Origin of the sequence: Micromonospora sp. NPDC005686 (assembly GCF_042871665.1) — a bacterium.
Classification (GTDB): Bacteria; Actinomycetota; Actinomycetes; order Mycobacteriales; family Micromonosporaceae; genus Micromonospora.
In genome coordinates this window covers 289,195-315,143 of record NZ_JBIAIY010000009.1, presented here as the reverse complement: position 1 = coordinate 315,143, position 25,949 = coordinate 289,195, and the positions used below count along the sequence as shown (strand labels likewise).

General features: G+C 72.2%; 27 protein-coding genes and 1 pseudogene. 9 read left to right on the top strand and 19 right to left on the bottom strand.

All coding sequences use genetic code 11. The features are described from left to right. The first annotated feature begins 177 nt into the window (after window positions 1-177). A complete protein-coding gene (locus ACFYON_RS21945) occupies window positions 178-1,134 on the top strand; it encodes a LysR family transcriptional regulator (RefSeq protein WP_354873957.1) in 957 nt (318 codons plus the stop codon). On the opposite strand, the gene ACFYON_RS21940 is transcribed toward ACFYON_RS21945, so the two are convergent. From ACFYON_RS21940 to ACFYON_RS21905, 8 genes are read right to left on the bottom strand one after another with little or no spacing between them, the layout of a single operon-like run. Next, entirely contained in the window at window positions 1,059-2,294 is a 1,236-nt protein-coding gene (locus ACFYON_RS21940; RefSeq protein ID WP_354873958.1) for a VWA domain-containing protein, read from the bottom strand. The two genes, ACFYON_RS21945 and ACFYON_RS21940, sit on opposite strands and share 76 nt — an antisense overlap. Beyond that, a complete protein-coding gene (locus tag ACFYON_RS21935; protein WP_354873960.1) occupies window positions 2,291-3,058 on the bottom strand; it encodes an SRPBCC family protein in 768 nt (255 codons plus the stop codon). Before ACFYON_RS21935 ends, ACFYON_RS21940 begins: the two co-directional genes overlap by 4 nt. Beyond that, window positions 3,055-3,924: a MoxR family ATPase gene (locus ACFYON_RS21930; protein ID WP_354873962.1), complete on the bottom strand. Its 870-nt coding sequence runs from the start codon at window positions 3,922-3,924 to the stop codon at window positions 3,055-3,057. Before ACFYON_RS21930 ends, ACFYON_RS21935 begins: the two co-directional genes overlap by 4 nt. After that, window positions 3,921-4,493, bottom strand: coding sequence for a nucleotidyltransferase family protein (locus ACFYON_RS21925; protein WP_354873964.1), 573 nt, complete (start codon window positions 4,491-4,493; stop codon window positions 3,921-3,923). Before ACFYON_RS21925 ends, ACFYON_RS21930 begins: the two co-directional genes overlap by 4 nt. A gap of 8 nt (window positions 4,494-4,501) precedes the next feature. Then, window positions 4,502-5,368 carry an XdhC family protein gene (locus ACFYON_RS21920; RefSeq protein ID WP_354873966.1) on the bottom strand — a complete coding sequence of 289 codons (867 nt, stop codon included), beginning with the start codon at window positions 5,366-5,368 and terminating at the stop codon, window positions 4,502-4,504. Between the two features lie 10 nt (window positions 5,369-5,378). Further along, window positions 5,379-7,769: an aerobic carbon-monoxide dehydrogenase large subunit gene (locus ACFYON_RS21915; protein ID WP_354873968.1), complete on the bottom strand. Its 2,391-nt coding sequence runs from the start codon at window positions 7,767-7,769 to the stop codon at window positions 5,379-5,381. Beyond that, entirely contained in the window at window positions 7,766-8,314 is a 549-nt protein-coding gene (locus ACFYON_RS21910; protein WP_354873970.1) for a (2Fe-2S)-binding protein, read from the bottom strand. The genes ACFYON_RS21915 and ACFYON_RS21910 overlap by 4 nt, the downstream gene beginning before the upstream one ends. A 2-nt stretch (window positions 8,315-8,316) precedes the next feature. Beyond that, a complete protein-coding gene (locus ACFYON_RS21905) occupies window positions 8,317-9,189 on the bottom strand; it encodes a xanthine dehydrogenase family protein subunit M (protein ID WP_354873972.1) in 873 nt (290 codons plus the stop codon). 116 nt (window positions 9,190-9,305) lie between these two features. Between ACFYON_RS21905 and ACFYON_RS21900 the strand changes: the two genes are divergently transcribed. From ACFYON_RS21900 to ACFYON_RS21890, 3 genes are all read left to right on the top strand, one after another. Then, on the top strand, window positions 9,306-10,379 hold the full coding sequence (locus tag ACFYON_RS21900) for an XdhC family protein (protein ID WP_354873974.1): 1,074 nt from the start codon (window positions 9,306-9,308) through the stop codon (window positions 10,377-10,379). A gap of 68 nt (window positions 10,380-10,447) precedes the next feature. Beyond that, a complete protein-coding gene (locus ACFYON_RS21895) occupies window positions 10,448-11,323 on the top strand; it encodes an ATP-grasp domain-containing protein (RefSeq protein WP_354873976.1) in 876 nt (291 codons plus the stop codon). 165 nt (window positions 11,324-11,488) lie between these two features. After that, on the top strand, window positions 11,489-12,085 hold the full coding sequence (locus ACFYON_RS21890) for a DUF6368 family protein (RefSeq protein ID WP_354873978.1): 597 nt from the start codon (window positions 11,489-11,491) through the stop codon (window positions 12,083-12,085). Window positions 12,086-12,097: 12 nt separating this feature from the next. Here ACFYON_RS21890 and ACFYON_RS21885 read toward each other — a convergent pair whose 3' ends face one another. Next, window positions 12,098-12,676, bottom strand: coding sequence for a helix-turn-helix domain-containing protein (locus ACFYON_RS21885; RefSeq protein ID WP_354873979.1), 579 nt, complete (start codon window positions 12,674-12,676; stop codon window positions 12,098-12,100). Window positions 12,677-12,756: 80 nt separating this feature from the next. Here ACFYON_RS21885 and ACFYON_RS21880 point away from each other — a divergent pair, with 80 nt between their 5' ends. After that, entirely contained in the window at window positions 12,757-13,977 is a 1,221-nt protein-coding gene (locus ACFYON_RS21880) for an FAD-dependent monooxygenase (protein WP_354873981.1), read from the top strand. A gap of 55 nt (window positions 13,978-14,032) precedes the next feature. On the opposite strand, the gene ACFYON_RS21875 is transcribed toward ACFYON_RS21880, so the two are convergent. Continuing rightward, window positions 14,033-14,803, bottom strand: a complete 771-nt coding sequence (locus tag ACFYON_RS21875; RefSeq protein WP_357707024.1) for a hypothetical protein — start codon at window positions 14,801-14,803, stop codon at window positions 14,033-14,035. A gap of 275 nt (window positions 14,804-15,078) precedes the next feature. Here ACFYON_RS21875 and ACFYON_RS21870 point away from each other — a divergent pair. Further along, window positions 15,079-15,294: pseudogene (locus tag ACFYON_RS21870) on the top strand (phospho-N-acetylmuramoyl-pentapeptide-transferase); the annotation flags it as partial. A gap of 21 nt (window positions 15,295-15,315) precedes the next feature. On the opposite strand, the gene ACFYON_RS21865 reads toward ACFYON_RS21870, so the two are convergent. The 6 genes from ACFYON_RS21865 to ACFYON_RS21840 all read right to left on the bottom strand — a co-directional run bounded on the left by ACFYON_RS21865 (window position 15,316) and on the right by ACFYON_RS21840 (window position 20,314). After that, window positions 15,316-15,645 (bottom strand): cupin domain-containing protein, encoded by a 330-nt coding sequence (locus ACFYON_RS21865; RefSeq protein ID WP_354873985.1) that lies wholly within the window; start codon window positions 15,643-15,645, stop codon window positions 15,316-15,318. A gap of 87 nt (window positions 15,646-15,732) precedes the next feature. Then, window positions 15,733-16,509: an ABC transporter ATP-binding protein gene (locus ACFYON_RS21860; RefSeq protein WP_354873987.1), complete on the bottom strand. Its 777-nt coding sequence runs from the start codon at window positions 16,507-16,509 to the stop codon at window positions 15,733-15,735. Next, window positions 16,506-17,525 carry an iron chelate uptake ABC transporter family permease subunit gene (locus ACFYON_RS21855; RefSeq protein ID WP_355015238.1) on the bottom strand — a complete coding sequence of 340 codons (1,020 nt, stop codon included), beginning with the start codon at window positions 17,523-17,525 and terminating at the stop codon, window positions 16,506-16,508. Before ACFYON_RS21855 ends, ACFYON_RS21860 begins: the two co-directional genes overlap by 4 nt. Then, on the bottom strand, window positions 17,522-18,511 hold the full coding sequence (locus ACFYON_RS21850) for an iron chelate uptake ABC transporter family permease subunit (RefSeq protein WP_354873991.1): 990 nt from the start codon (window positions 18,509-18,511) through the stop codon (window positions 17,522-17,524). The genes ACFYON_RS21855 and ACFYON_RS21850 overlap by 4 nt, the downstream gene beginning before the upstream one ends. Further along, entirely contained in the window at window positions 18,501-19,316 is an 816-nt protein-coding gene (locus ACFYON_RS21845; RefSeq protein ID WP_354873993.1) for a siderophore-interacting protein, read from the bottom strand. The genes ACFYON_RS21850 and ACFYON_RS21845 overlap by 11 nt, the downstream gene beginning before the upstream one ends. Beyond that, window positions 19,313-20,314 (bottom strand): ABC transporter substrate-binding protein, encoded by a 1,002-nt coding sequence (locus ACFYON_RS21840; RefSeq protein WP_354873994.1) that lies wholly within the window; start codon window positions 20,312-20,314, stop codon window positions 19,313-19,315. Before ACFYON_RS21840 ends, ACFYON_RS21845 begins: the two co-directional genes overlap by 4 nt. Before the next feature lie 105 nt (window positions 20,315-20,419). Between ACFYON_RS21840 and ACFYON_RS21835 the strand changes: the two genes are divergently transcribed. After that, window positions 20,420-21,292 carry an AraC family transcriptional regulator gene (locus ACFYON_RS21835; RefSeq protein ID WP_354873996.1) on the top strand — a complete coding sequence of 291 codons (873 nt, stop codon included), beginning with the start codon at window positions 20,420-20,422 and terminating at the stop codon, window positions 21,290-21,292. A gap of 39 nt (window positions 21,293-21,331) precedes the next feature. On the opposite strand, the gene fmdA is transcribed toward ACFYON_RS21835, so the two are convergent. Beyond that, window positions 21,332-22,585 carry a formamidase gene (gene fmdA / locus ACFYON_RS21830; RefSeq protein WP_354873998.1) on the bottom strand — a complete coding sequence of 418 codons (1,254 nt, stop codon included), beginning with the start codon at window positions 22,583-22,585 and terminating at the stop codon, window positions 21,332-21,334. 60 nt (window positions 22,586-22,645) lie between these two features. Then, on the bottom strand, window positions 22,646-22,924 hold the full coding sequence (locus ACFYON_RS21825; RefSeq protein ID WP_354874000.1) for an FmdB family zinc ribbon protein: 279 nt from the start codon (window positions 22,922-22,924) through the stop codon (window positions 22,646-22,648). 184 nt (window positions 22,925-23,108) lie between these two features. On the opposite strand from ACFYON_RS21825, the gene ACFYON_RS21820 reads away from it, so the two are divergent. Together ACFYON_RS21820 and ACFYON_RS21815 are read left to right on the top strand one after the other, a co-directional pair. Beyond that, complete coding sequence (locus ACFYON_RS21820) at window positions 23,109-24,281, top strand: cellulose binding domain-containing protein (protein ID WP_354874002.1); 1,173 nt, start codon at window positions 23,109-23,111, stop codon at window positions 24,279-24,281. 33 nt (window positions 24,282-24,314) lie between these two features. Beyond that, window positions 24,315-25,442, top strand: coding sequence for a glycosyl hydrolase 53 family protein (locus tag ACFYON_RS21815; protein ID WP_354874004.1), 1,128 nt, complete (start codon window positions 24,315-24,317; stop codon window positions 25,440-25,442). A 25-nt stretch (window positions 25,443-25,467) separates the two neighbouring features. On the opposite strand, the gene ACFYON_RS21810 is transcribed toward ACFYON_RS21815, so the two are convergent. Further along, entirely contained in the window at window positions 25,468-25,863 is a 396-nt protein-coding gene (locus ACFYON_RS21810) for a DoxX family protein (RefSeq protein ID WP_354874006.1), read from the bottom strand. Between the last annotated feature and the right edge of the window lie 86 nt (window positions 25,864-25,949).

The window sequence follows — 25,949 nt, the reverse complement described above, 5'->3', positions numbered from 1 at the left end:
CCGGTCGGTCCGTCGGGCAGGGCGGTCAGCCAGTCGCCGACCCGCGTACGGCCCGGCGGTCAGGTCGCTCCATGCGCATTGTCGCTGGCGGCGGGGGCAGTCGGCGGGGAATGATTCGGAGTACCCGCGGGCTGTCCGGCTGCAGCCCACGGCGCAGCAGAAGGGCGGTCGACGTCGATGACTCCGACGCAGCTACGGGCCTACGTCGCTGTCGTCCGGCTGGGATCGGTCAAGCAGGCCGCCGCGCAACTGGAGGTCTCCGAGCCGGCGGTCTCGCTGCTGATCGGCCAGCTACGCAGGGAGTTCGGAGATCAGCTGTTCACGCGGACGGCGGCGGGGCTGGCCTTCACCCCCGGCGGGCTGCGGCTCGCCAGCCGCGCGGCCGAGATGCTGGGCCTGCAGGACCGCACGGTCCTGGAGGTCAGTTCGGCGGCGCACGGCCGCCGGATGCTGCGGGTTGCCGCGTCCAGCGAGTTCGCCGAGTTCGCCGCGCCGAGACTGATCGAGCTGTTCGCCAGACGCGCCGCCGACCTCGACATCGAGCTGAGCGTCTGTGACCCCGGCTCCTTCGAGTCGCTGCTGCTGACCCGGGCCGCGGACATCGCGATGGGGCCGCTGCCGCCGGTGGCCGATCCGGCGGTCTCCTGCCGTCCCATGATGAACTACCGGCTCGTGACGGTCGTCGGCCCGGATCATCCGCTGGCCGGTGTGTCGGCGTCACCGGGGCAGTTGCGTGACCAGACGTGGCTGCTCGGGCCGTCGGCCACCAACGCCCTGGGCGCTGTCCCGGCGATGCTGCGCCGGCTCGGTGTGCCCGAGGAGCGGCAGCAGATCTTCCAGAGCCACGCGGCAGCGCTGGGTGAGGCCCAGCGTGGCCGGGGGATCGCACCTGCGCTGTCGTTCACCGTCGCGCCGGACGTCCGCGGCGGCCAGCTCGTGGCGTTGTCCGGGCCGCACGCCACGGCCGAGGCGACGTGGCATTCGCTGGTACTCGTCACCCCCGGCACGCCGTCCGCGGCAGCCGAGCTGTGCCGCTTCGCGTCGACGTCCCGGGCGATTCAGGCGATGATGCGCGGCGTGGGCGTCGCGGTGAACCGTTTCCGGCCCTCGGTGCACGTGACGCTCTGGAGCTGATCGGCGGCGTCCAGCAGGTCCCGGAACGTCGCGGCCGGCAGGAGCCGGTCACAGTACGGCAGGGCCGCGGCCATGCCCGCCACCAGGGGAGCGAAGCCGGGGGCGCCAGCCCGCGGGTTCAGCCAGACGATCCGGTGGGCGCGGCGGCTCAGCCGTGCCATCACGGCGGCGAGCTCGGCCGGCGGGTCGCTGTCCCAGCCGTCCGAGCCGATCAGCACCACCGCACCGCGAACCGCCTCGCCGTGCGGGGACGCGAGCAGCGCCCGCAGGTTCGCCGCGATCCGCGTACCCCCGAACCGGTCGGTCACGGCGGCGCTGGCGTGCGTGATCGCCGCGGACGCCGACGTGTGCCGCAGCGCGACGGTGAGCCGGGTGAGCGTCGTGGCGAAGGCGAACACCTCCGCGTCGGCGACCACCGCGAAGGCCCGCAGCAGGTGCAGGTACGCGTGGGCCTGGGCCCGCATCGACTCGCTGACGTCGCACAGCAGCACGACCCGGCGCGGTCGGCGTACCGGTCGCTCGCGGACGACCTCGACGGGCTCCCACGCGGTGCGACGGGCGCGGGCGATCGTCGGACGCAGCGCGACCCGCCGTCCGGCCGGGCCGACGGCGTGCCGTCTGGTGCGCCGGGACGGCCAGCGGGCGACGGCCTCGCGCAGGGCGTCGCCGAGCAGTTCGACCTGGGTGCTGTCGAGGTCCTCGAACGGCCGGTCGGCGAGCCCGGCGACGGCGCTGGGACGTCGCTCGGGTAGCCGCAGCCCGGCATCGGAGGGCTCCTCCGCGGCGACGGGCGCCGGCAACGTCGCCCACGGCAGCCCACCACCCTCGGCGGTGTCGGCGGTGTCGGCGGGCACCGGCAGGTGCACGTCGTCACCGGCGCCCGGCGGGGCCGCGAACCGGGTGAGCGGTAGCGGCGGCGCGTCGACGAAGACAGCGGCGAAGACACGGTCGAAGGCGGCGAGGTCGGCGTGCCGCCGCACGAAGCTGATCCGGGCGGCCCAGTAGAGCGCGGTCGTCTCCCCGGGTGTACACACGCCGAGCGCACGGACGAAGTCACCGGCCTCGGTGAGCCCGGCGGATACGCCGGCCCGCCGCAACCGGCCGGCGAACGCCGTCGCGAACGCCGCGCGGTCGACGCCGCGCAGCAGACCGGCGCTCACCGGCGTGCGACCCGCCAGGCGATCACCGCGCCGACGACGACGATCCCGACGAGCACCGGCACGAGGCGCTTGACGACGGCGCCACCGGCGATGTCGAGCAGGTCCAGCGTCTGCGCCTCGGCGGCCGGTTCGGCGCGTGCGCCGGCGGCCGGTCGACCGGTGGACGCCGACGCGACCACGGGGGCGCCGGCCAGGATGGTCCCAGGCGGTATGGCGGACGAGGGCCCGGCGGGCGCGGCGGAGGGCGCGGCGGCGACGGCCGTCGCGGGCTCGGATGCATCAGGCGCGGTGGCCGGGGGCGGGGTGCTGTCGCCGGTCTCCTCGGCCGCCAGCTTCGCCTCGAGGTTGGCGACGAACTGGGCGAGCAGCTTGCCGGACACCTCCTTGATCATGCCGCTGCCGAACTGGGCCAAGCGCCCCGAGATCTTCAGATCGGTGTCCACGCTGACGACGGTGCGCTGATCGTCCGGCCGCAGTTGGGCGGTGACCAGAGCGGACGCGTTGGCCGCCGACCGCCGGTCGCGGCCCTTCGCGTCGATCACCCCCCGATAGCGACTGTCGTCCTTCTCGACGAAACGTGCGGTCCCGGCGAACTCGGAGACGACCGGACCGACCTTGACCTTCACCGTGCCCTGGTGGACGTCGCCGTCGACGCCGGTCAGCTGGGCGCCCGGCAGGCACGGTGCGATGCCCTCCAGGTCCGTGAGGATCGCCCACGCCCGCGCGATCGGGATGTCGACGGTGAACTCGTTGGTGATCTTCATGCCGGCCTCTCCTGGTGTGCGCCGAGCGCGGCGGCGACGGCGGCGCGGTCGTCGGGGGTCTTGGCGATGGTGCCGATGGTCTGGACGACGTCGTCGGCGGCGAGGTCGGCGGCGCCGAGCACGGACAGTGCGGCGACCCAGTCGATGGCCTCGGCCATGCCGGGTGCCTTGTCCAGGCCGAGGGCGCGTACGTCGCCGACGAAGGCGGTCGCCGTGCGGACCAGCCCCTCGGTCGCGCCCGGCACGGCCCGTCGGACGATCTCGGTGGCGCGGCCCGTCTCCGGGAAGTCGATCCAGTGGTACAGGCAGCGGCGGCGCAGTGCGTCGTGCAGATCCCGGCTGCGGTTGGAGGTGAGCACCACGACCGGCGGCGTGGTCGCGGTGAACGTGCCCAGCTCGGGGATGGTGATCCCGGACTCGCCGAGGAACTCGAACAGCAGCGCCTCGAACTCGTCGTCAGCCCGGTCGATCTCGTCGATCAGCAGCACCGGCGGGACCGGTCCCGGGTGGCGTACCGCCCGCAGGATCGGCCGTTCCTGCAGGAACTCCGCGGCGAACAGGTCGGCGTCGGTCAGTGAGGTGTGCCGGGCCTCGGCCAGCCGGATGGCGAGCAACTGCCGCTGGTAGTTCCACTCGTACAGCGCCTCGCCGGGGGTCAGGCCCTCGTAGCACTGCAACCGGATCAGCGTCGTGTCCAGCGCCCGCGCCAGCGCCTTCGCCGCCGCGGTCTTACCGACGCCGGGCTCGCCCTCGAGCAGCAGCGGCTTGCCCAGCTTCAGCGCGAGGAAGACGGCCATCGCCATGCCGTCGTCGGCCAGGTAGTCGACGGCATCGAGCCGGCGCCGAACGGCCAGGGGGTCCTTCACCGCGCCTCGCCCGAGAGCAGCCGCTGGTAGTCCGCGCGGGTGTCCACATCGATCGGCACCGGCCCGTCCACGGGAATCTCCGTGACGGGGTGCCGGCCGGAGTGCAGCAGCTTCCACACCGCCTTGTCGCCGTGCAGGACACGCAGCTGCGGAAGGACGTCACTGGCGAACCAGAACGGGTGACCCAGGCCGTCGGCGTACCGGCACACCGCGAGCGGGGTGGTCGCCGCCGCGACCCGGCGTACGTCGGCGGCCCGCACGCCGGGCTGGTCGCCGAGCAGGAGCACGAGCCCGTCGGCGCGCGGGTCCACCGCCCGCGTCGCGGCGCGGATCGACGACCCGCAGCCCGTGCTGAACTCGGCGTTCTCGACGACCTGGACCCCGGTCAGGTCCACCCGCTCGCGGACCAGGTCGGCGGCGCCGCCGAGGGTCACCAGCACCTGGTCGAAGGCGCACGAGCGGGCCAGGTCGAGGGTGGCGTCGAGCAGCGTCCGGCCGCGGTACGGCAGCAGTTGTTTGGCCTCGCCGAGGCGCACCGAGGCCCCGGCGGCCAGAACCAGGCCGGTCACGAACACGGCTACGCCGCCACGTGCCGGTCGAGGCAGCCGGGGCAGCAGAACCAGTGATCAGTGCCGTCGATCCGCACGTGCGGGGTGTCCGGCCCGACCAGGACCGTCATCCCGCACACCGGGTCGACGGCCTGCTGGGGGAGCGCGACGGGTGGCGTGGGGGAGGAGGCGAGGCCGTCCAGCCGGAGCGCCCGCACCACCTCGGCCATGATCGACAGCGCGATCTCCTGCGGCGAACGCGCCCCGATCTCCAACCCGGCCGGGGTCCGGACGCGGGCGCGCTCGGCGTCGGTCAGCGCCAGCTCGTCGAGCACGGCCGCGCCGCGGGTACGGCTGGCCACCAGCGCGATGTGGCCCACTCCGGCATCCAGCGCGGCGCGGATGGCGTCCTGTTCGCCCTTGCCGAGGCCGGCCACCACCACCGCTGCCGCGCCGGAGTGGTCACCGGACGTGGACACCTCGAAGTCGAGGAAGGCGGCCAGGGTGGCCACCGCCGCGCTGATCGGCGTGTCGCCCACCAGACCCAGCACGGGTACGGGCAGCACCGGGCGCAGGAAGATCTCCAGCGCCCCGCCCGAGTGGCACGGGTTGACCACGACCTTCGCCCCCGGGGTGTCGGGGAAGGCGGGCGCGCCGTCCGGCAGGACCCGCAGCAGCAGCGCGTTGCCGTCCCGGAGGGCGTCCAGGGCGGCGGCCCGCACCGAGTTCTCGGCGCACACCCCGCCGACGAACCCCTCGATGGTGCCGTCCGGCAGGATCACCGCGTCGTCGCCGGGCCGGGCCGACGTCGGGTCCTGGGCCCGGACCACAGTGGCGTGCACGAACGGCGCGCGCGCGACGGTCAGATCACGCGTACGGCGGGCGGTCGTCGTCATGGCCACCTCCCTAGACCGGCGGGCGGGCGTTGCCGCGCATCGCGTCCCAGACGCGCGACGGCGTCAACGGCATGTCGGCATGCCGTACGCCGAACGGTTCGAGGGCGTCGACGATCGCGTTGACGATCGCTGGCGGGGAGCCGACGGTGGCCGACTCGCCCACGCCCTTCGCGCCGATCGGGTGGTGCGGGGACGGGGTGACGGTGAAGCCGGTCTCCCAGTCGGGCACCTCGAGCGCGGTCGGCAGCAGGTAATCCATGAGCGACGCGCCGAGACAGTTGCCGTCCTCGTCGAACGCGATCATCTCCATGAGGGCCATGCCGACCCCGTCGGCCAGCCCGCCGTGTACCTGCCCCTCGATGATCATCGGGTTGATCCGGGTGCCGCAGTCGTCGACGGCGATGAACCGCCGCACCGTGACCTGCGCGGTGCCGGGATCGATGTCCACCACGCAGATGTACGCCCCGTGCGGATACGTCAGGTTCGACGGGTTGTAGCAAATCTGCGCCTCCAACCCGCCCTCGATGCCCTCGGGCAGGTCGCCTGCGCCGTGTGCCCGCATGGCGATGTCCTGGATGGTCACGCTCTTTCCCGGGTCACCCTTGACCCGGAAGGAGCCCTTGTCCCACTCCAGGTCGGCGACCGAGACCTCCAGCATGCCGGACGCGATGATCTTGGCCTTGTCGCGGACCTTGCGGGCGACCAGGGCCGCCGCGGCACCAGAGACGGGGGTGGACCGGCTGCCGTACGTGCCGAGACCGAACGGCGTGTTGTCGGTGTCGCCGTGCACCACGTCGATGTCGTCCGGCGGGATGCCGATCTCCTCGGCGACGATCTGTGCGAACGTCGTCTCGTGCCCCTGCCCCTGGGACTGCACGCTGAGCCGGACCACGGCCTTGCCGGTCGGGTGCACGCGCAGCTCACAGCCGTCGGCCATGCCCAGGCCGAGGATGTCCATGTTCTTGCGCGGGCCGGCGCCGACGGCCTCGGTGAAGAACGCGATGCCGATGCCCATCAACTCGCCCCGGGCCCGCTTCTCCTGCTGCTCGCGCCGCAGGTCGGCGTAGCCGGCCATCTCCATCGCGAGCCGCATGGTCGGCTCGTAGTCGCCGGAGTCGTACACCCAGCCGGTCTTCGTCGTGTACGGGAACTGCTCCGGCCGGATGAAGTTCTTCAGCCGCAGCTCGGCCGGGTCCATGCCCAACTCGTCGGCGAGGCAGTCGACGATCCGCTCGACGAGGTAGACGGCCTCGGTGATGCGGAACGAACAGGCGTACGCCACACCGCCCGGCGCCTTGTTGGTGAAGACCGCCGTCATCTTGCAGTACGCGGCCTCGATGTCGTAGCTGCCGGTGAAGACCCCGAAGAAGCCGGCCGGGTACTTCACCGGCGCGGCGGTGCCGTTGAAGGCGCCGTGGTCGGCGAGGACGTTGGTGCGGATGGCCAGGATCCGGCCGTCGCGGGTCGCCGCGATCTCACCACGCATGATGTAGTCGCGGGCGAAGCCGGTGCTGATCAGGTTCTCGAAGCGGTCCTCCATCCACTTCACCGGCTTCCCGGTGACGATCGACGCGACGATCGCGCAGACGTACCCCGGATAGATCGGCACCTTGTTGCCGAAGCCACCGCCGATGTCCGGCGAGATCACCTGGATCTTGTGCTCGGGGATGCCCGCCACCAGGGCGTAGAGGGTGCGGTGCGCGTGCGGCGCCTGCGTGGTGGACCAGAGGCGCAGCTTGCCGTCGACGGCGTCGAAGTCGGCGAGCGCCCCACAGGTCTCCATCGGCGCCGGGTGCACCCGCGGATAGACCAGGTCCTGGCTGACCACGACGTCCGCCCGGGCGAACACCGCGGCGGTGGCCGCCTCGTCACCGGTCTCCCAGTCGAAGCAGTGGTTGTCGGTCTTGCCGTCGAGGTCGTCGCGGATCACCGGGGCGCCCGGTTCGAGCGCGCGGCGGGCGTCGACGACCGGATCGAGGACGTCGTACTCGACGTCGATCAGCTCCAGCGCGTCCCGCGCCGCGTACTTGTCCTCGGCGACGACGAACGCCACCTCCTGGCCCTGGAAGCGCACCTTGTCGGTGGCGAGCACGGCCTGCACGTCGTTGGAGAGCGTCGGCATCCAGGCCAGACCCTGCTCGGCCAGCATGGCCCCGGTCACGACCGCCTTGACGCCGGGTGAGGCCTCGGCGGCGCTCGTGTCGATGCTCAGGATCCGCGCGTGGGCCACCGGCGAGCGGAGGATGGCCAGGTGCAGCATGCCGGGCAGCCGGACGTCGTCGACGAACCGGCCCCGGCCGCGGACGAATCGCGGATCCTCCTTCCGCAGCATGCGGCCGTATCCCACCGGCTTCTGGTCGTTGTCGTGGAAGGTGTCCACGCGCTCGTGCACAGTCGTCATACGACGCTCCCGGCGGGCTGGCCGGCGTTGTCGATCTCGCCGGCTTCGCGTGATTCGGTGGTCTCGGTGACCGCGGCGGCGGCGTTCGCCTCGTGTACGGCGGCCCAGCGCACCGAGCGCACGATGGTGGCGTAGCCCGTACAACGGCAGATCTGACCGGAGATCGCCTCCCGGATCTCCGTCTCGGTCGGGTCCGGGTTGCGGTTGAGCAGTGCGCGGGCCGTCATCATCATGCCGGGGGTGCAGAAGCCGCACTGCAGGCCGTGGCACTGGATGAAGCCCTGCTGGACCGGGTCGAGCTCCGCGCCCTTCGCCAAGCCCTCGACGGTACGGACCTGGTGGCCGCCGGCCATCGCGGCCAGCACGGTGCACGACTTCACCGGTTCGCCGTCGAGCCAGACGACGCAGGTGCCGCAGTTGCTGGTGTCGCAGCCCGCGTGCGTGCCGGTCAGGTCCAGCACGTCGCGCAGGAAGTGCACCAGCAGCAGGCGACCTTCGATCTCCCGGGTGACCTCGACGTCGTTGACGGTCATGGTGACCTGCATGCTCAGCTCCTCGCCCGTTCCACGGCCCGGCGCAGGGTCCGTCTGGTCAGCTCGTCGGCCAGGTGCCGCTTGTAGTCCGCGCTGCCCCGCTGGTCGGTGGTCGGATCGCAGCTACGCGCGGCGATCGCGCCGGCCTGCTCGAAGAGGCTCTCGCTGGGCTCCTGCCCGCGCAGCGCCGCGGAGATCTCCGGGATGCCCGTGGTGTTGGGGCCCACCGCGGCCAGCCCGACCCGGGCGTCGGAGATCACGTCGCCGTCGAGCCAGACCGCCGCACCGGCCGAGACCACCGCCCAGTCGCCGGCCCGGCGTTCGACCTTCTGGTAGGCGCTGCCGCAGCCGGGCCGCACCGGCAGCCGGATCTCGACCAGGATCTCCCCGTCGCCGACGGCCGTCTCGTACGGCCCGACGTGGAACTCCTCCATGGACACCACCCGTTCGGCGCCGCCCGGCCCCCGGATCACGCAGCTCGCGTCCAGGGCGGTGCAGACCGCTGACAGGTCCTCCGACGGGTCCGCCTGGCACAGGGAGCCGCCCAGTGTGCCCCGGTTGCGCACCACCGGATCGGCGATCACCCGTTCGGCGTCGGCGAAGATCGGGAAGGTCGCCGTCAGGGTGGCGGACTCGAGCAGTTCCCGATGCCGGGTCAACGCACCGATGCGCATCTCGCCGGGGCCCGCCTCGATGTAGCCGAGCTCGTCGTGGAGATCGTTGATGTCGATGAGGTAGTCGAAACTGGCCAGCCGCAGCTTCATCATCGGCAACAGGCTGTGCCCGCCGGCGATCAGCCGTGACGTGCTGCCCAGCCGTTCCATCAGGCTGATGGCATGGTCCACACTGGTGGCTCGCTCGTACTCGAACGGGGCCGGCACCTGCATATCGCACCTCCGGAAGTCGTCAATGTGGTGCCGGCGCCTGCGGAAGTCAACGCCGACCTAAGCAAGTCCTTAGGTCGGCGTTGACGGTGCCGCGGCTGCTCACGGATCGTGCGGCCATGCGAGACATCGTCGACGGGTTGACCGCGTGGCGTGCCGCCGGCGTCCGGTTCGCCGTCGCGACAGTCGTGCGGACCTGGAGGTCGGCGCCCAGACCGCCGGGCGCGGCCATGGCGGTCTGCGCCGACGGCGAGGTCGTCGGCAGCATCTCGGGAGGATGCGTAGAGGGCGCGGTGTACGAGCTCTGCCGGGAGGCGATACGGACCGGCCAGGCGCGCACCGAGACCTACGGTGTCGGCGACGACGACGCCTTCGAGGTGGGCCTGACCTGCGGTGGCACGATCGAGGTCCTGGTCCAGCCGGACGTCGTGCTGACCGAGCCCGACGCGGTGCTCGCCGCGATCCGGGCAGGTGCGCCGGTGGCGACGGCGTCGGCGGGGAAGGCTCAGATGGTGGTCTGGCCAGACCGGGTGGCCGGTACCCTCGGCGACGCCGACCTGGACCGCGCGGTGACGCAGCAGGCCGAGGGCATGCTCGCCCTCGGCACCACCGGAATCATCCAGCTCGGTACGCACGGCCAGCAGCGGCACGACGAGGTGTCCGTTTTCGTCCAGTCGTACCTGCCGCCACCACGGATGATCGTGTTCGGCGCGATCGACTTCGCCGTCGCGGTGGCCCGGATCGGGCGCTTCCTCGGCTATCACGTCACGGTGTGCGACGCCCGTCCGGTGTTCGCCACCCGCAAGCGCTTTCCCGAGGCCGACGACCTCGTCGTCCAGTGGCCGCACACGTACCTGGCGTCGACGGCAGTCGACGAGCGCACGGTGCTCTGCGTCCTCACCCACGACCCGAAGTTCGACGTCCCGCTGCTCCAGGTCGCTCTGCGCACCCCGGCCCGCTACATCGGCGCGATGGGCAGCCGCCGCACCCACGCCGACCGGCTGCGCCGCCTGCGCGAGGCGGGTGTGGACGAGGCTGCCCTCGCCCGGCTCTCCTCGCCGATCGGGCTCGACCTGGGGGCACGGACGCCGGAGGAGACCGCCGTCGCGATCGCCGCAGAGTTCGTCGCCCTGGCCGCGGGAGGCTCCGGCCGCCGGCTGCGAGATCTGGACACCCCGATCCACCGCAGCTGACAGCACGGCGGCGTGCCTCGGTCGCGTCGGATCAGTGGTTCCGCCTGTGTCAAGGTCGGGATAACCGGTTGGCGCTCGTCCGGTGGTCGGGCAGCATCTCCGGGGTGATGCTCCTGGTTCCCGGCGATCCCCTGCGCCCGCGTCAGCCGGACGACCACTTCGCGGCCGAGGCGCGAGCGGCACGCGAAGCCGGCATGACGGTCGCCGTGGTGGACCACGACGCCCTGGCCCGGGGTGATGACGTCGAGCGGGCCGTGTCCCGGGTGCCGGCCGGTGGCGGTGTGGCCGTGTACCGGGGCTGGATGCTGAGCAGCCGGCGCTACGCCGGCTTCGCCGACGTGCTCGCGACCCGGGACGTGGCGCTACGGACGACGGCTGAGCAGTATCGGCGAGCGCACGAGTTGCCCGGCTGGTATCCGGCGTTGGCGGCGGTGACCCCCCGGTCGGTGTGGACGGTCGGAACGGACCGCGCGGACTTCGACAGCGCCCGGTCCGCCTTCGGCCGGGGGCCGGCAGTGCTGCGGGACCACGTCAAGTCGATGAAGCACTACTGGGCCGAGGCGGCGTTCGTCCCGGACGTGGCCGACGGTGACGCGGCGTGGAAGGTCGCCAGCCGGCTGCGGGAACTCCGGGACGACGACTTCGCCGGTGGATTCGTGCTGCGCGAGTTCGAGTCGTTCACCGGGAGCGAGGTGCGAAGCTGGTGGCGGGACGGCCGGTGCGTGCTGGTCGGACCACACCCGGACACCCCGTACGACCGGCCGTCGACGCAGGTCGACCCGGACACGATCGCCCCGATGGTGGCGGCGCTGGCCCTGCCGTTCGTGACAGTGGACCTCGTTGCCCGCGCCGACGGTGTCTGGCGGGTGGTCGAGGTCGGCGACGGGCAGGTCAGCGACCGGCCCACGAGCATCGCCGCCACGGAGTTCGTGGCGGCGCTGTGACAGGTCCGCCTCGGGGCCCGGTCTCCCAGTGATCGCGTGGTTGGGGTGGCGACATGGCGGAATACGAATACGCCCGGCTCTGCACCTGCTCGCGGGGTGGATCGTTCACCGCGACATTCATCGGTCCTTCCTGTGGGAGCGCCCCCGAACACGCATGATCAGACGGTGAGCGGACCCTGTGCTGCCGTCCTGCTGCCCGATTCGTGGACCCCGTCGCACGGCGAACTGTTCCGGGTCTGGTTGGCGCAGGCGCTCACCAAGGAGACCGGTGACTGGTGGCTGCTGCGAGAGCCGTACCGGTTGGGCTGGCAGGTCGTGTCGCCGACTACCGGACCGATGCTGGTCGAGCCCGGTGACTGGGCCTCCGAGGACCAGGACGAGGAAGCGTGCCTGGTGCGCGCTGTCGGGTTCCGACCCGCGACCGAGGTCCTCCTGGCCGCGGCGACGAACGGCCTGGACGACCACCGGTTCCTGGCTCACCTCGCGGTCGCGACCGCCCGTCGCTACGGCGGACTCATCGACCTGACCGGGCAACTACCGGTGCCACCTCCGCTCGGCGTCCGCGCCCTCGACGCCGTCGAGTCCGGGGTCGGGATGGCACAGTGGCAGGCCAGGGTCCGGGAGACCCTCAGGATGCTTGGCGGGACATGGCAGGAGATCCCCTACCTCACCGATCGCGGCACCACGGCCATCTACCACGTCGTCGACCCCGACCTCCTTGCCGCCTGGTTGACGCATCCGGACTTTCGCATGGTGAAGTAACGGGCTCCCGGCTCAGCCGGCGATCGATGCCGCCATCCGGCGCAGGGCCCCGACGAGGTCGGCGGCGGAGGGCGCGTGGGCCGGGTCGATCAGCCACTGGGTGATGACGCCGGTGAGCAGAGCCTGATGGAAGGCGCCGAACGATGCCGCCTCGGCCGGCGTGGCGGTGGTGGGCGAGGCGTCGAAGAGTTCGGCCAGGCCGAGCCGGGCCGCGGGCAGTCCGGCGGCGAGCTGCTCACGGACCTCGGGCTGGTGCTGGCTCTGGGTGACCATCTCAAGCTGCATCGCCCACAGCCCGGGGTTCGCCCGGAACGATTCGAGGATCCGCACCCAGACGGCCTCGAAACGCTCCAGCGGACCCGCGTCGGCCAGGTCGTCGGCGGCGAGCGCCCTGGACATCTCATCACCCCACTCCCGCATGACCTGAATCATGGCGGCGTTGAGCAGGGCCTCGGTGGAGCGGTAGTGATAGCCGATCGCGGCCAGGCTGGTGCCGGCGGCGGTGGCGATGTCGCGGGCGGTGGTGCGGGCGTAGCCCTTCTCGTAGAGACAGCGCTTCGCGCCTTCGAGGAGAGCCTCACGATTTCCCATGGGGCGATCCTAACCGTCTGAGACATCGTACTAATACATATGTCTTGAACAAATGTCTTACACAAGCGTATCGTCGAAGCATGACTAAGACGGTCCTGATCTCCGGCGCCGGCATCGCCGGCCTCACGCTGGCGCACTGGCTGCGCCGCCACGGCTTCACCCCCACTGTCGTCGAGCGGAGCGCGGAGCTGCGCGACGGGGGGTACAAGGTGGACATCCGCGGCGCCGCCCTCGAGGTCGTGCGCCGCACCGGGATCCTGGAGCAGGCCCGACAGCTCCGCACCGACGTGCGCGGCGGCACCGTGGTCGACCGCACCGGCAAGCGTGTCGCCAGCATGAACGGGGACACCTTCGGCGGCCGCGAGGAGCACGACGCGGAGATCTTGCGTGGCGACCTCACCCGGCTGCTGTTCGACCTCACCCGAGACGAGGTGGACCATCGCTTCGGTGACGCGATCGCCGCGCTGGACGGCACGTCGGTCACCTTCGAGAGCGGCCGCACCGAGACGTTCGACCTGATCGTCGGCGCCGACGGGGTGCACTCGCGCACCCGGGAGCTGGGCTTCGGCCCGGAGTCCGGCTTCGTCCACGACATGGGCTACCGCGTCGCCATCTGCACCGTGCCAAACCATCTGGGCCTCGACCGCGAGGAGCTGACCTATGTCAGCCCCGGCCGCACCACGCTGGTCTACAGCACCGCCGGCCAGACCAGCGCCAAGGCGATGTTCCTGTTCACCGCGCCGGACGGGGCCGACGAGAGCGATCCGCGCCGGGCGCTGCGGGAGGCCTTCGCGGGGCAGGGCTGGGAGGTGCCCCGGCTGCTCGACGCTGTGGCCGACGCGCCCGACCTCTATTACGACCGGCTCGCCCAGGTGCGGATGGACAGCTGGTCGGCCGGCCCGGTCGTGCTGCTCGGCGACGCGGCGCACTGCGCGTCCCCGGCTTCCGGGCAGGGCACCAGCCTGGCTCTGGTCGGGGCCTACCTGCTGGCCGGCGAGCTGGCCGCATCCGGCGCCGACCACCGGGCCGCGTTCGCGGCCTACGAGAGCCGGATGCGTCCGTTCGCCGAACGTAACCAGAAGCTCGGCCCGGCCAACGTCAAGCGGATGGTGCTGAGCAGCTCCAACCAGGTCAAGATGTCGATGGTGATGCTCGGGGTGATGTCCAGGCTGCCCGGCCGCGACCGGATGATGGTTGCCGTGATGGCGCCCCTGCGCAGAGCCGCCAACGCCATCGAGATCCCTACCTACCCGACGGCCCGGTTGGACGAGCCGCCGGCGAGGAGCGACCGGTCGCGCTGAACGGTGTCGAACAGCGCACAACGGGAACGGGTGTGCCGCGTCGATCGACCAGGGGTCAGGCCTGGCTCAGGCCGAGGGCCTCGTCCACCCGGTCCAGCACCGTCACGTCGTCGTGGCCGACGCCGCGCAGCAGGTCGATAGCGGTCGCCCGGATCTGCCCGACGATCATGGTGACCGGCAGCGGCGGGTCGGTCCGCAGCAGGCCCGCGGCGATCCGGACCGCCTCCAGGGCCGCCGCGTCCGCTCGCTGCGCGTGCCGGTCGGCGTCGGCGCCGGTGAGGTCGTGGGCCATGGCCTCACCAGCCGACCGTACGGCAGAGGTCAGCGCGCCGATCGCGGCGGCCAGCTCCGGCGGGGTGGCGGTGTGCCGGCGGGTCAGGGTCACGCCGGCGCGGGCCAGCACGCGGATGTTGCGGGCGGCGTAGTCGAGCTGCCGCAGTGTGGCCTCCACCTCGACGAGCTTGCCCAGATGCCGGCGGCGCAGCCCCAGCCGCAGCGTCTCACCGGTGGCGAGCACCGCGGCCTGCATCTCGGCGACGCAGTCGTCCACCTGCCGTGCCCGGTCCAGCGCTGCGCGGGCGGCGTCCTCGTCGCAGCCGCGCAGCGCCGCGTTGATCTGGTCGAGCAGGTCGGCCAGGTCGGTGTAGCTGCGCCGGGCCTGCGCCACCAGTGGCGCCAGCGGGTCACGGGCGGCCATCAGCTGGCTGGCGCCCAGTGCCACCACGCCGCCGATGAGCGCGTCGACGAAGCGGAACGGCATCAGCGTCCCGTTCGGCGCGGACACCACCACCAGGGCCACCGCGAGCGACACCACAACCGTCCTCATGCCGTCGGCGCTACGGCGTGCGCACCAGCCTCGGCGGGCGGCGAAGTACGGCGCGGTGAGGTTCAGGGGCTGCTCCGTGCGCCGCCGGATGGCAAGCTCACGTGTCGTGATCGATGACTTCGCGACGGGCCTCCCGCCCGGCGGGCCCGGGTCGGTACGTCAGGCGCAGGTCCGGAAGCCCGGGGTCCGCCGATGAGGGCGGTCATCGTCGCGGCCGCTGTCGCCTTCGTCATCTCCCTTTCGGCACGCCGGTGGCGGTGCGCGTCTTCAGCGCGCTGAAGGTCATCATCACCACGACCTGGGTGATCCAGATCGTCTCGTACCGGGCCACCGGCCGGCGTGTCTTCCGGATGGTGCCGTTGCGCCACCCCTTCGAGCTGGCCGGTTGGAGCGAGTCCACCATCGTGGTGCGGTTCTGGATCGTGGCCGGCGTCTGCGTCGCGGCCGGCCTGGGCCTGTTCTACTCGGACTTCCTGGCGGCCGTCGGATGAGGGTCCCGGGAGCCGGGGTCGTCAGCGCTTGACGACGGTGAGCAGCACGGCGGAGTCTGCGAGCGCCTCCAGCGTGTGCCGGCGGTCCGGCACGATCAGCAGATCGCCGGGTGCGCCGTCCCAGGACGTCTCGCCGGCGCCGAGCCGGACCCGGCCGTGCAGGACGTGGACGGTGGCCTCGCCGGGGTTCTCGTGTTCGCTGAGCATCTGGCCGGCGGTCAGCGCGATCACCGTCTGGCGGAGCTTGTGCTCGTGACCGCCGTAGACGGTGGAGCTGCTGCGGCCGCTGGAGGAGGTGTGTGCGCGCTCCAGCTGCTCGCGGGCCAGCGCGGTCAGGGATGACTTCTGCATCAGGTGTCCCGTCCTCTCGTCGTAACGGTTCTCCCGAGCCGCCCAACCGGCTCAGGTCGACTCTGGCATACCGACGAGGGCTTCCTGCTACACGGTCGGCACCACCATCGGGGTGCCGGTGACCGGGTTCGGCATCACCACGCTGGGCAGGCCGAAGACCTCCCGCATGAGGTCGGCGTCCACCACGTCGGCCGGCGGGCCCTGCGCGACGACCCGGCCGGCCTTCATCGCCACGATGTGATCGGCGAACCGGCAGGCCTGGTTGATGTCGTGCAGCACGGCCACGACGGTGCGTCCCTCGTCGCGCAGCCGCGCGAACAGTGCCAGCAGCTCGTACTGGTGCGTGATGTCGAGGAACGTGGTGGGCTCGTCGAGCAGCAGGTACGGCGTCTCCTGCGCCAGCACCATGGCGATCCAGACCCGTTGCCGCTGCCCGCCGGAGAGTTCCTCCACGGGCCGCTCGGCCAGGTCGGTGACGCCGGCAACCGCCATGGCCGACCGGACGGCCTCCTCGTCGGCGGCCCCGCCTGCGCCGAGCAGGGACTGGTGCGGGTAGCGGCCCCGGGCGACGAGCCGCCGCACGATGATGTTCTCCGGCGCGACGAGGCCCTGGGGCAGGAAGCCGACCTGGCGGGCGAACGGCTTCGGCCGGTGCTCGGCGACGTCCCGGCCGTCGAGGCGTACCGCGCCCGAGGCCGGTGTGAGCAGCCGGACGAACGCCTTCAGCAGCGTCGACTTCCCGCAGGCGTTGGGGCCGACGATCGCCGTGAACGCGCCGTCCGGCACGGCCAGGCTCACCCGCGTCGACACCACCCGGTCGCTGTAGCCGAGCGTGACGTCCTCCGCGGTCAGGCGGCTGGTCACCGTCGTTTCACCTCCATGCCGAGCAGCCAGATGAGATAGCAGCCGCCGATCGCCGTGGTAACCACGCCGACCGGCAGCGCGACCGGCGCGAGCAGCAGTTGCGCGACGAGATCCGCGGCGAGCAGCAGCACCGCGCCGGTCAGCGCCGCCGGCACCAGGGGTACGCCGGCGGCCCGCGCGAGCCGCCGGCCGATCTGGGGCGCGGCGAGCGCGATGAACACGACCGGCCCGGCCACCGCTGTCACTGTCGCGGTGCAGCCCACGCCGGCCAGGACCAGCAGCAGGCGGAGCCGGCCCAGGCGTACGCCAGTGGTGCGCGCGATCTCGTCGCCCAGTGCAGCCTGGTGCATGGCGTGCGAGATAACGACGAGCAGCAGGACGAACAGGCCGATGACGGCGAACGGGAGCCGCACCTCGGCCCAGTCGACGCCGTTGAGCGAGCCGGCGTTCCAGCCGGTCGCGGCGAGCGCCACGTCGATCTCGGCCCGCAGCACGATCCAGGAGTTGAGCGCGGTCAGCATCGCGTTGACGGCGATGCCGATGACGACCAGCCGGACGCCGCTGAGCCCGGAGTCCAGCGACAGCAGGTAGATGAGCGCGGCGGCGAGCAGCCCGCCCGCCACCGACCCGGCCGCGAGCTGCCCGGCGGTTCCGTTCAGCACGGTGATCGCGACAAGCGCGCCGGTGTACGCGCCCGCGTCGAGGCCGATCACGTCGGGGCTGCCCAGCGCGTTGCGGGTCAGGTTCTGGAAGACCGCCCCGGCCAGACCCAGCGCGGCGCCGAAGACCAGCGCGGCGGCCACCCGGGGGAGTCGCCACTCCCGGATCACGAAGGCCGCGTCGCCGCCCCGGAACAGGGCGTCGAACACCTCGGCCGGTGTCGCCCACTCCGGCCCGTGGCTCAGCGTCAGCAGCGCGAGGGTCGCCGCGGCCGCGACGAGCCCGGCCGCGGCGACGGCCGAGCGCCGTTCGACCTCGATCGCGAGCCGTCCCGCCCGCAGCCTCACAGTGCTCACAGCGCCGCCGCCCCGTAGCGGCGGACCGCCCAGATCAGCACCGGAGCGCCCAGGAACGCGGTGACGATCGACACCGGGACCTCGCCAGTGGGCAGCAGGACCCGCGAGCCGACATCCGCGACGAGCAGCAGGATCGGCCCGAGCAGCATCGAGTACGCCATGATCCACGGGATCGAGTCGACTGCGAGCCGCCGCGCCAGGTGCGGAACCATCAGCCCGACGAACGCGATCGGGCCGGCGACCGCGGTGGCGACGCCGGTGAGCAGCGTGACGAGCACCAGGACGGTGACCCGGGTCCGGGTCACGTGGGCGCCGAGCGAGTGGGCGACGTCCTCGCCGAGGGCGAGCGCGTTCAACGGCCGGGTCGCGGCCATCGCGGCGGCCAGGGCGGCGACTGTCACCAGCACCGGCAGCACCAGCGGCGTCTGCTCGGCGCCGGCCAGCGCCCCGACTGACCAGAACCGGTACCTGTCGAAGACGTCCGGGAAGCCCAGCCGCAGCCCGAGCGAGACGCCCATCAGCACCCAGCTCAGCGCGACTCCGGCGAGGACCAGCCGCAGCGGTGAGGTCCGCCCGACGGCGTAGACGGCGACGGCGGCGAGCGCGGAGCCGGCCACCGCGAGCACGAGCTGCCCGGCCTGCGACCCGGCGACGCCCGCCAGCACGCCCAGGTTGATGGCGAAGCCGGCCCCGGCTGTCACGCCGAGGATGCCGGGCTCGGCCAGCGGGTTGCGGGTGAGCGTCTGGATCAGCACCCCGGCCGCGCCGAGGGCGGCGCCGACGCAGACGCCGAGGATCGTGCGGGGCAGCCGGATGTCGCGTACGACGAGGTGGTCGGTCGTGGCCGCGAAGTCGGTGAGCGCGCGCCACACCTCGACCGGCGCGACCGGTCGCGCGCCCACGGCCATGCTCGCGCCCGCCGCGACGACGAGCAGCGCGGCGGACACGAGCAGGAACGCCGCCCGGCGGGACAGGTCAGTCTTCAAGCCCGGCGACTCCGCGCTTCCAGTACCCGGTGATCAGTGAGTCGAGGCGGCCGGCGCTCCAGGCGCGTAGCGGCCTGATGTCGTTCGCCTCGCCGGCCGCGAAGAGGAACGCCCGCCCGGCCGGCAGGCGCAGCGACCCCACCTGCTGCGCGAGCGTGGACCCGGTGGCCGCGCGCACCAGCCACGTCACCGCCACCCCGTCGCGGTGCGTGAGCGGGTAGTCCTGTTCGGCCGGGTCGTCGACCTCGGCGACCACGTGCGCCGACACGTCGGCCGGGGACTCCTGCAGCCACCTGGCGACGGCCGGCAGGGCGGTGGCGTCGACGGCGAAGACGTAGTGGTCGTAGCTGTGCGGGAACGCCTTCGCGCCGGGCGGGCCCGCGATCGTCACCCCGTCGCCCACCGCCGCCGCGTCCGCCCACGCCGACGCGACACCGCCGTCGTGCAGCACGAAGTCCAGGTCGATTTCGCAGGCGGCGGGATCGTAGCGGCGCACCGTGTACTTGCGGGTGGTCGGCAGCGGGCGGGGCCAGTCGAGCATGCCCCGCCCGTCCGGGACGGGATCGCGCCGGGTGCCGTCCGGATCCGGGAAGACGAGCTTGACGTGGTCGTCCGCCTGGTAGGTGTGGAAGTCGGCGAGGGCCGGGCCGCCGAGGGTCAGCCGCACCATGCGCGGGGTCAGCCGCCGCCGGGCGACGACCCGGACCTCGCGTACGCCGATCGGGTAGCCGATCCGGACCGTGCCACTGCCCGCGCGGTGGTGGGCGGCGACCCGGCCGGCCGGGTCGTGACGGTCGACTGTCATCGGGCCAGCAGCGGCGCGAATGCCTTGTCGACGGAGTCGAGCGTCCGGAGGGCCGACTCGTACGTCGCCGCCTCCGTGTACTGCAACGGGAACACCCGGCCGGCCTTGACCGCGGGCAGGTTCTTCCACAGCGCGGAGTCGAGCACCTGCTTCACCGCCTCGGCGGGGGTGCCGTCGGGCTGCACCGTGTACGTGATGGCGTCGGCCTCGCCGAGGCTCGTCGGCAGTTCCTCGATCGCTGGGTACTCGGTGACGTCGAGCCCGCCGCCACCCTTCTCCTTGACCTCGCCGTAGTAGGTCACGCCCGCGTCCTGGGCGATGTTGGTGCCCCACGAGCCGGCGAACTCCCGGTGGAAGGTGCCCTTGGCGATCTCGCCGTAGCTCCCCACGTGCCCGAACTTCAGGCCCGCGAGGGCGGCGCCGTACTTGTCCTTCAGTTCCGCGGCCCTCTTCTCGTACGCCTCCTTGGCCGCCTGGAAGTTCGTGCCGCGACCGGCGGCGTCGGACTGCCGGCGGGACAGCTCGCGCCAGGCGGCGGGCGTGGTGGGGCCGATCGCGACGACCGGCGCGATGCTCTCCAGCCGCTTCATGTCGATGCTGCCGAGAGCCGGCTTCGGCACCCCGATCACGATGAGGTCCGGCTTGGCGGCGGCGACGGCCTCGTAGTTGGTCTCGGCAGCCGCCTCGCCGGCGACCTTCGGCAGCCGTTCGTAGGTGGCCCGGTCCTGCTCGGCCATCAGCGCCAGGCCGCGCTTCCAGCTCGAGATCCCCACCAGTGCGGCGTCCGCCTCGATCAGGACCGGCACCGCATAGCCGGTGGCGACGACCCGCTGGGGGTCGGCCGGGATCGTGATCTCGCCGTTGTCGGCGGCGAAGACGCGCGTCGCGGCGTCGCCGGACTTCGCGGCGGAGTCGCCGCCGTCGGATCCGCAACCGGTGACCACGGTGAGCGTCACCGCGGCGGCGGCGATCACGCGCCAGTGCTGTCGTACGGACATCTGCCAGTTCCTTCGGGGTCTCAACACAGAGGTGCAGCCCTACTGGGCTGCAGAGCTTAGGCTAGCCTTACTTCTGTGGGCAGAATGTCGCCGAGAGGTCAACCGATGTCGGGGAGAGGTCAGAGCGTGATGGTCACCGGCCCGATCACGGCGGATCCGGTCAGCTGCGAGGAGTTCGGCTACGGCCTCGGCCGCCCCGACGGCATCCTCCTCCTGCGCTACCGGTCGGTGACCCGGCTGGCGTTCGCCGAGAACCGGGAGGATTTCCTGCACCAGTTCTACTGGTCACCCGACGGTCTGCTCTCCGCCCGCCACGGTCGGCACACCACCTTCCTCGGGCCGGACGAGGTCTTCTGGGTGCACCGGGCCGTGACCCACGAGGTGCACGCGGCGGACCGGCAGACGGTCTACCGGATCTGCCTGCGCGAGGTGCCTGGTGCCCTCGACGGGCTGGGGGCCGGCGTCGCCACCATCGACGCCGAGGCCGCTCGGCTCGTCCTCGCGCTCACCACCGCCGGCTACGACGAACGCGACGCCCTCGCCGCCCGCAGCCGCATCATGGCCGGGCTCGCCCCCCGATCCGACCCCGACGACCGGCAGGCCGGCGGTACGGGCGTCGCGCTGGCGGTCGCCACGGCCCTGGCCCGAGACCCGGGTGACACGACAGGGCTCGCCGAGTGGGCGGACCGCCTGCACGTCAGCGTCAAGACGCTGCAACGTGACTTCGACCGCGAGTTCGGCATGTCGTACTCGCAGTGGCGCACGAAGCTGCGCCTGCGTGCGTCGCTGGCGCTGCTGGAGACCCGGCCGGTCGGCGAGGTCGCCCGCCGCGTCGGGTACGCCAGCCCGTCCGCGTTCATCTCCGCCTTCGTCCGGGAGTACGGCTACACGCCGGGTCGCGCCGCCGCGATGCGGCGTACTGCCGACATCCCCGCGCCCCGCGCGGCGAGGAGCCTCCGGCACCCACCCGTCCCGTGATCAGCTTGGTCCTGCCGAAACGGTGGCGCGGTCACCTGCTCAGCTCATGGTGGCCTTCGGGGCGCCCTTGCCCGGGTCGATCCGGGTCGGACCGGCGGCCGAGGGGCGGATGTCGAAGTCGAAGATCTCGGTGGGCAGGTAGACCGTCGCGCAGGAGTTGGGGATGTCGACCACGCCGGAGAGCCGTCCCTCGATGGGTGCGGCACCGAGCAATAGGTACGCCTGTTCCGGCTGGTAGCCGAAGCGGGTCAGGTAGTCGATGGCGTGCAGGCAGGCGCGCTGGTAGGCGAGCTGTGAGTCGAGGTACCGCTGTTCGCCGTCGAGGGTGACCGAGAGCCCGGAGAAGGCCAGCCACTGGCTGAACTGCGGCGGGGTGTCACCCGGAATGAAGATCGTGTTCTCGGCGACGCCGTACGTCTGCATGCCGTTCTTGATCAGGTCTACGTGCAGGTCGGCGAAGCCGCCCATCTCGATGGCGCCGCAGAAGGTGATCTCCCCGTCGCCCTGGGAGAAGTGCAGGTCGCCGAGGGACAGGTTGGCGCCCGGCACGAACACCGGGTAGAAGACCCGGCTGCCGACGGTGAAGTTCTTGATGTCCTGGTTCCCGCCGTTCTCCCGGGGCGGAGCGGTCCGCGCCGCCTCCGCGGCCACCCGGTCGAAGTCGGCGCCGGTGAGGCGGCCGAGGATCGCGTCCTGCGGCTCGGGGGGCAGGGCCAGGGGCGGCACCCGGTCGGGCGCGGTGGCGATCAGCGCCCCCTCCCGCTGGTTCCAGGTGGCCAGCAGCGACGCGGACGGGGCGGTGCCCATCAGCCCCGGGTGGGCGATCCCGGTGAACGAGACCCCGGGGATGTGCCGGGAGGTCGCCTTGCGGCCGGTGAAGTCCCAGACCGCCTTGTAGGCGTCGGGGAACTGCTCGGTCAGGAAGCCGCCGCCGTTGCCGGTGGGGAAGATGCCCGTGTAGCCCCAGCCCTGACCGGCCAGCGGACCGGACTCCTGCGGGATGGGACCCATGTCGAGGATGTCGACAATGAGCAGGTCGCCCGGCTCGGCGCCCTCGACGGCGAAGGGGCCGCTGAGAGCGTGGACCCGGGTCAGCGGAGCGTCCCGGATGTCCTCGGCGGAGTCGTCGTTGTGGATCGCGCCGTCGAACCACTCACGGCAGTGGACGCGGAACGACTGTCCGGGCCGTACCGTCGCCACCGGCGGGATGTCGGGATGCCAGCGGTTGTGCCCGACCTTCTCCTGGTCGGTGAACCTCTTCGTGGAGTCGAGGGGAAACAGCAGTTCAGGCACGGTGTTGAGCCCTTCTCGTGCGTCCCGCCGCGGCGGGTCAGGTGGACTGCCCGAGCTCGGTCACCAGCGGGGCAGACGGGCGTGGGCCGGGTTCGTCGAGTGGCGCGCCGGGCGGCCGCCGGGCACGCGCCCGACCACCTCCGGCTGTTCCGCGCTGCGCTCGGTCCGGTCCATGGCGTCGCGCAGCGCCGCCGGCATGCGGGCGAGCCGGGGCGCGGAGAACACCCGTGTCGCCGGCGACCCGCACCGGGGGCAGCTCGTCGACGGGCTCGCGGTGCCGACCGGCATCACGACGTCGAACCTGCCGTCCTGCGGGCAGCGGTACTCGAAGGTGGCCATCGCCGCTTCCCGTCCAGCCTTTCGTGCGTGCGGTGGCCGTTCCGCAGCGGCTCACCCTGTCTCCCCGATTGTGGCTGATTTCTGACACAAACGGCGCAAAACGACGAATGAGGCGGAGTTGCTGCGGCGGCCGAGGTGTGGGACACGTTGGCGATCATCGATGCCTGGCGAGCATTGTCTACCCATGGCCGTCTCCCCGTCCTCGCTTCTGCGCCGCCTGCGGCCGGGTCTGCCGGCCGCCGTCGCGCTGTCCACCGCGTTGCTCGCCACCACCCTGAGCGCCGCCCCGTCGGCCGGCGCCGGCACCGCGTACCCCGCTGCCGCTCCGGCGCCCGGCGTCGCCGCGGCGCCCGTCGCGGACCCGACCGGGACCGCGACGCCGACGTCGACGCCCAGGACGCCCGACCCACCCAGCACCACGCCGTTCCCGCCGAGCGCGCCCACGAACCTGACCGCCACCCAGGTACGGACCACGTCCGTCACCCTCACCTGGACGGCCGCCACGCCCGGCTGCTGCGCCGTCGCCGGGTACGACATCGTCTACTTCAATCCGTTCGACGACGTGGTCTACAGCCTCAGCCTCGGCGACGTCACCACCGCGACTGTCACCAGCTACATCCAGCCGGGCCGGCAGTACACGTTCCGGGTGTCGGCCCGGGACTCGGACAACCGTCGTTCACCGGCCAGTGACCCGGCGACTGTCGTCACTCCGGTGACGGACACCGGACCGGACACCACCCCGCCGAGCGCGCCGGGGAACCTCACTGTCGGCGAGGTGACCGACTCGACCGCCCGGCTGTCGTGGTCGCCGTCGACCGACGACGTTGGCGTGCTCGCCTACGACGTCTACCGGTTCGACGGCTGGTACACCTCCACGCGCGTCGCCACCGTGCCGGGTACCACGTACACGATGTCGCTCCCCGCGCCGGCGCCGGCGCCACTGCGCACGCTGTACTACGTGCGGGCCCGGGACGCGGTCGGCAACGTGTCGATCGCCTCCAACACGGTCACCGTGCCCACGACGTCCACGCCGCCGTCGACCTGCCGGGTGACCTACCGGAACCAGTCGGAGTGGCCAGGTGGTTTCGTGGCGGCGGTGACGGTCCAGAACACCGGGACGGCGCCTGTCGACGGCTGGATCCTCACCTTCGGCTTCCCCGGTGACCAGCAGGTCACCACCGCGTGGAACGCCACAGTCGCCCAGACCGGCGCCACGGTGACCGCCCGCAACGCCGACTGGAACCGCCACATCGCGCCGAACGGCTCCGCGACCTTCGGCTTCCAGGGACGGTGGAGCGCCAGCGACGCGCCGCCGACCGTCTTCTCGCTGAACGGCGCCCCCTGCGCGGTGGGCTGAGCGCCGCCCGCGACCGACCTGAGAGGGAGTCCCGTGCCCACACCCCACCACCGCCGACGCACCCTGGCCGGGGCCGTCACGGCCGTCGCCCTCGCCGTCACCACCACGTTCGGGGGTACGCCCGCGCCCGTCGCCGCCGCGAACACGCTCAGCATGCGGGGCGCCGACGTCTCCTCGTTGCAGCGCAGCCTGGACCTGGGCGCGAAGTACTACGACGCGGGCGGGGTCGCCCGCGACCCGCTGGACATCCTCAAGTCCGTCGGCGTCAACTACGTCCGGTTGCGCGTCTGGAACAACCCGCCCAGCGGCTACAACAACAAGAGCAGGGTGCTGGCCCAGGCGCGTACGGCCAAGGCCAAGGGCCTCAAGGTGCTGATCGACTTCCACTACTCCGACACCTGGGCCGACCCGGGCAAGCAGTACAAGCCGGCCGCCTGGGCCGGGCACAGCCTCAGCCAGTTGCGCAGCGACGTGTACGCCTTCACGTACGACGTCTGCGCCGCCCTGCGGGGGCAGGGCACCCTGCCGGACAGCGTGCAGATCGGCAACGAGATCAACGTCGGGATGCTGTGGAACGAGGGCAAGGTCGTCAACAACGACTTCGCCCCGCTGGCCGGGCTGCTGAAGCAGGGCTACAACGCGGTGAAAGCATGCGGCGGCGGCATCCCGGTGATGATCCACACCGCGAACGCCGACAGCAACGCCAACGCCCGGTGGTTCTACGACGGCATCCGGGCGCAGGGCGTGCAGTGGGACATGACGGCCCTGTCGTACTACTGCATGTGGCACGGCAGCCTGGCCAACCTCTACAACAACATCGTCGACCTGCGCGGCCGCTACGGGAAGCCGGTGGTGATCGCGGAGACCGCGTACCCCTTCACCCGGGACAACGCCGACGGCGAGCCGAACGCGATCGGCGACGCGACCTGCGACGGCATCGGCGCGACCTGGGCCGGGCAGGCCCAGGAGTTCGACTGGGTGCAGAACACCGCCCGCAACGCCGGCGCCGTCGGTGTCTTCTACTGGGAACCGACCTGGTACGCCGTCAGCGGCAACGGCTGGGACCCGGCGAACATCAACGGCACCGGAAACCAGTGGGACAACATGGCCGTCTTCGACTGGTTCGGGCGGGTGAACCCGGGGGTGCGCTGGACGCCCTGACGGGCCGGCCGGCGCACCCCCGGGCTCAGCGCCGGCCGATCGAGTGGCGACGGCCCCACGCGATGAACACGAACAGCGCGAACAGCACCACGGGGGTGAGTACCAGTGCGCCGCCGTCCAGGATGAACGCCTGGGTGACGGCGGCGCCGACCATGAGCAGCGCGAGCCCGACGGCGGCCAGGCCGGCGAGCCGCGGCACGAGCAACCCGATGCCACCGGCCAGCTCCAGCAGGCCGACGAAGTAGCGGAACCAGGGCGCGGCGCCCATGTCCTCGAAGGTCTGGACCGCGTTCGTCTCGCCGAACAGCTTGGGGGCGGCCGAGGCGACGATGAAGAAGACGCCGAGGAAGATCTGGAGCACCCACAGCGTCCGGTGCAGCCCTCGGGCGACGGGTGTGGGAGTGGTGTCGGCAACGGTCATGGTTCTCGTCCTCCTGGCGGTCGGCCGGTGTTCCGCATCCGATCGGATGCACCAGCTCAGACCGGCGAACGCGCGTGAACTCATCG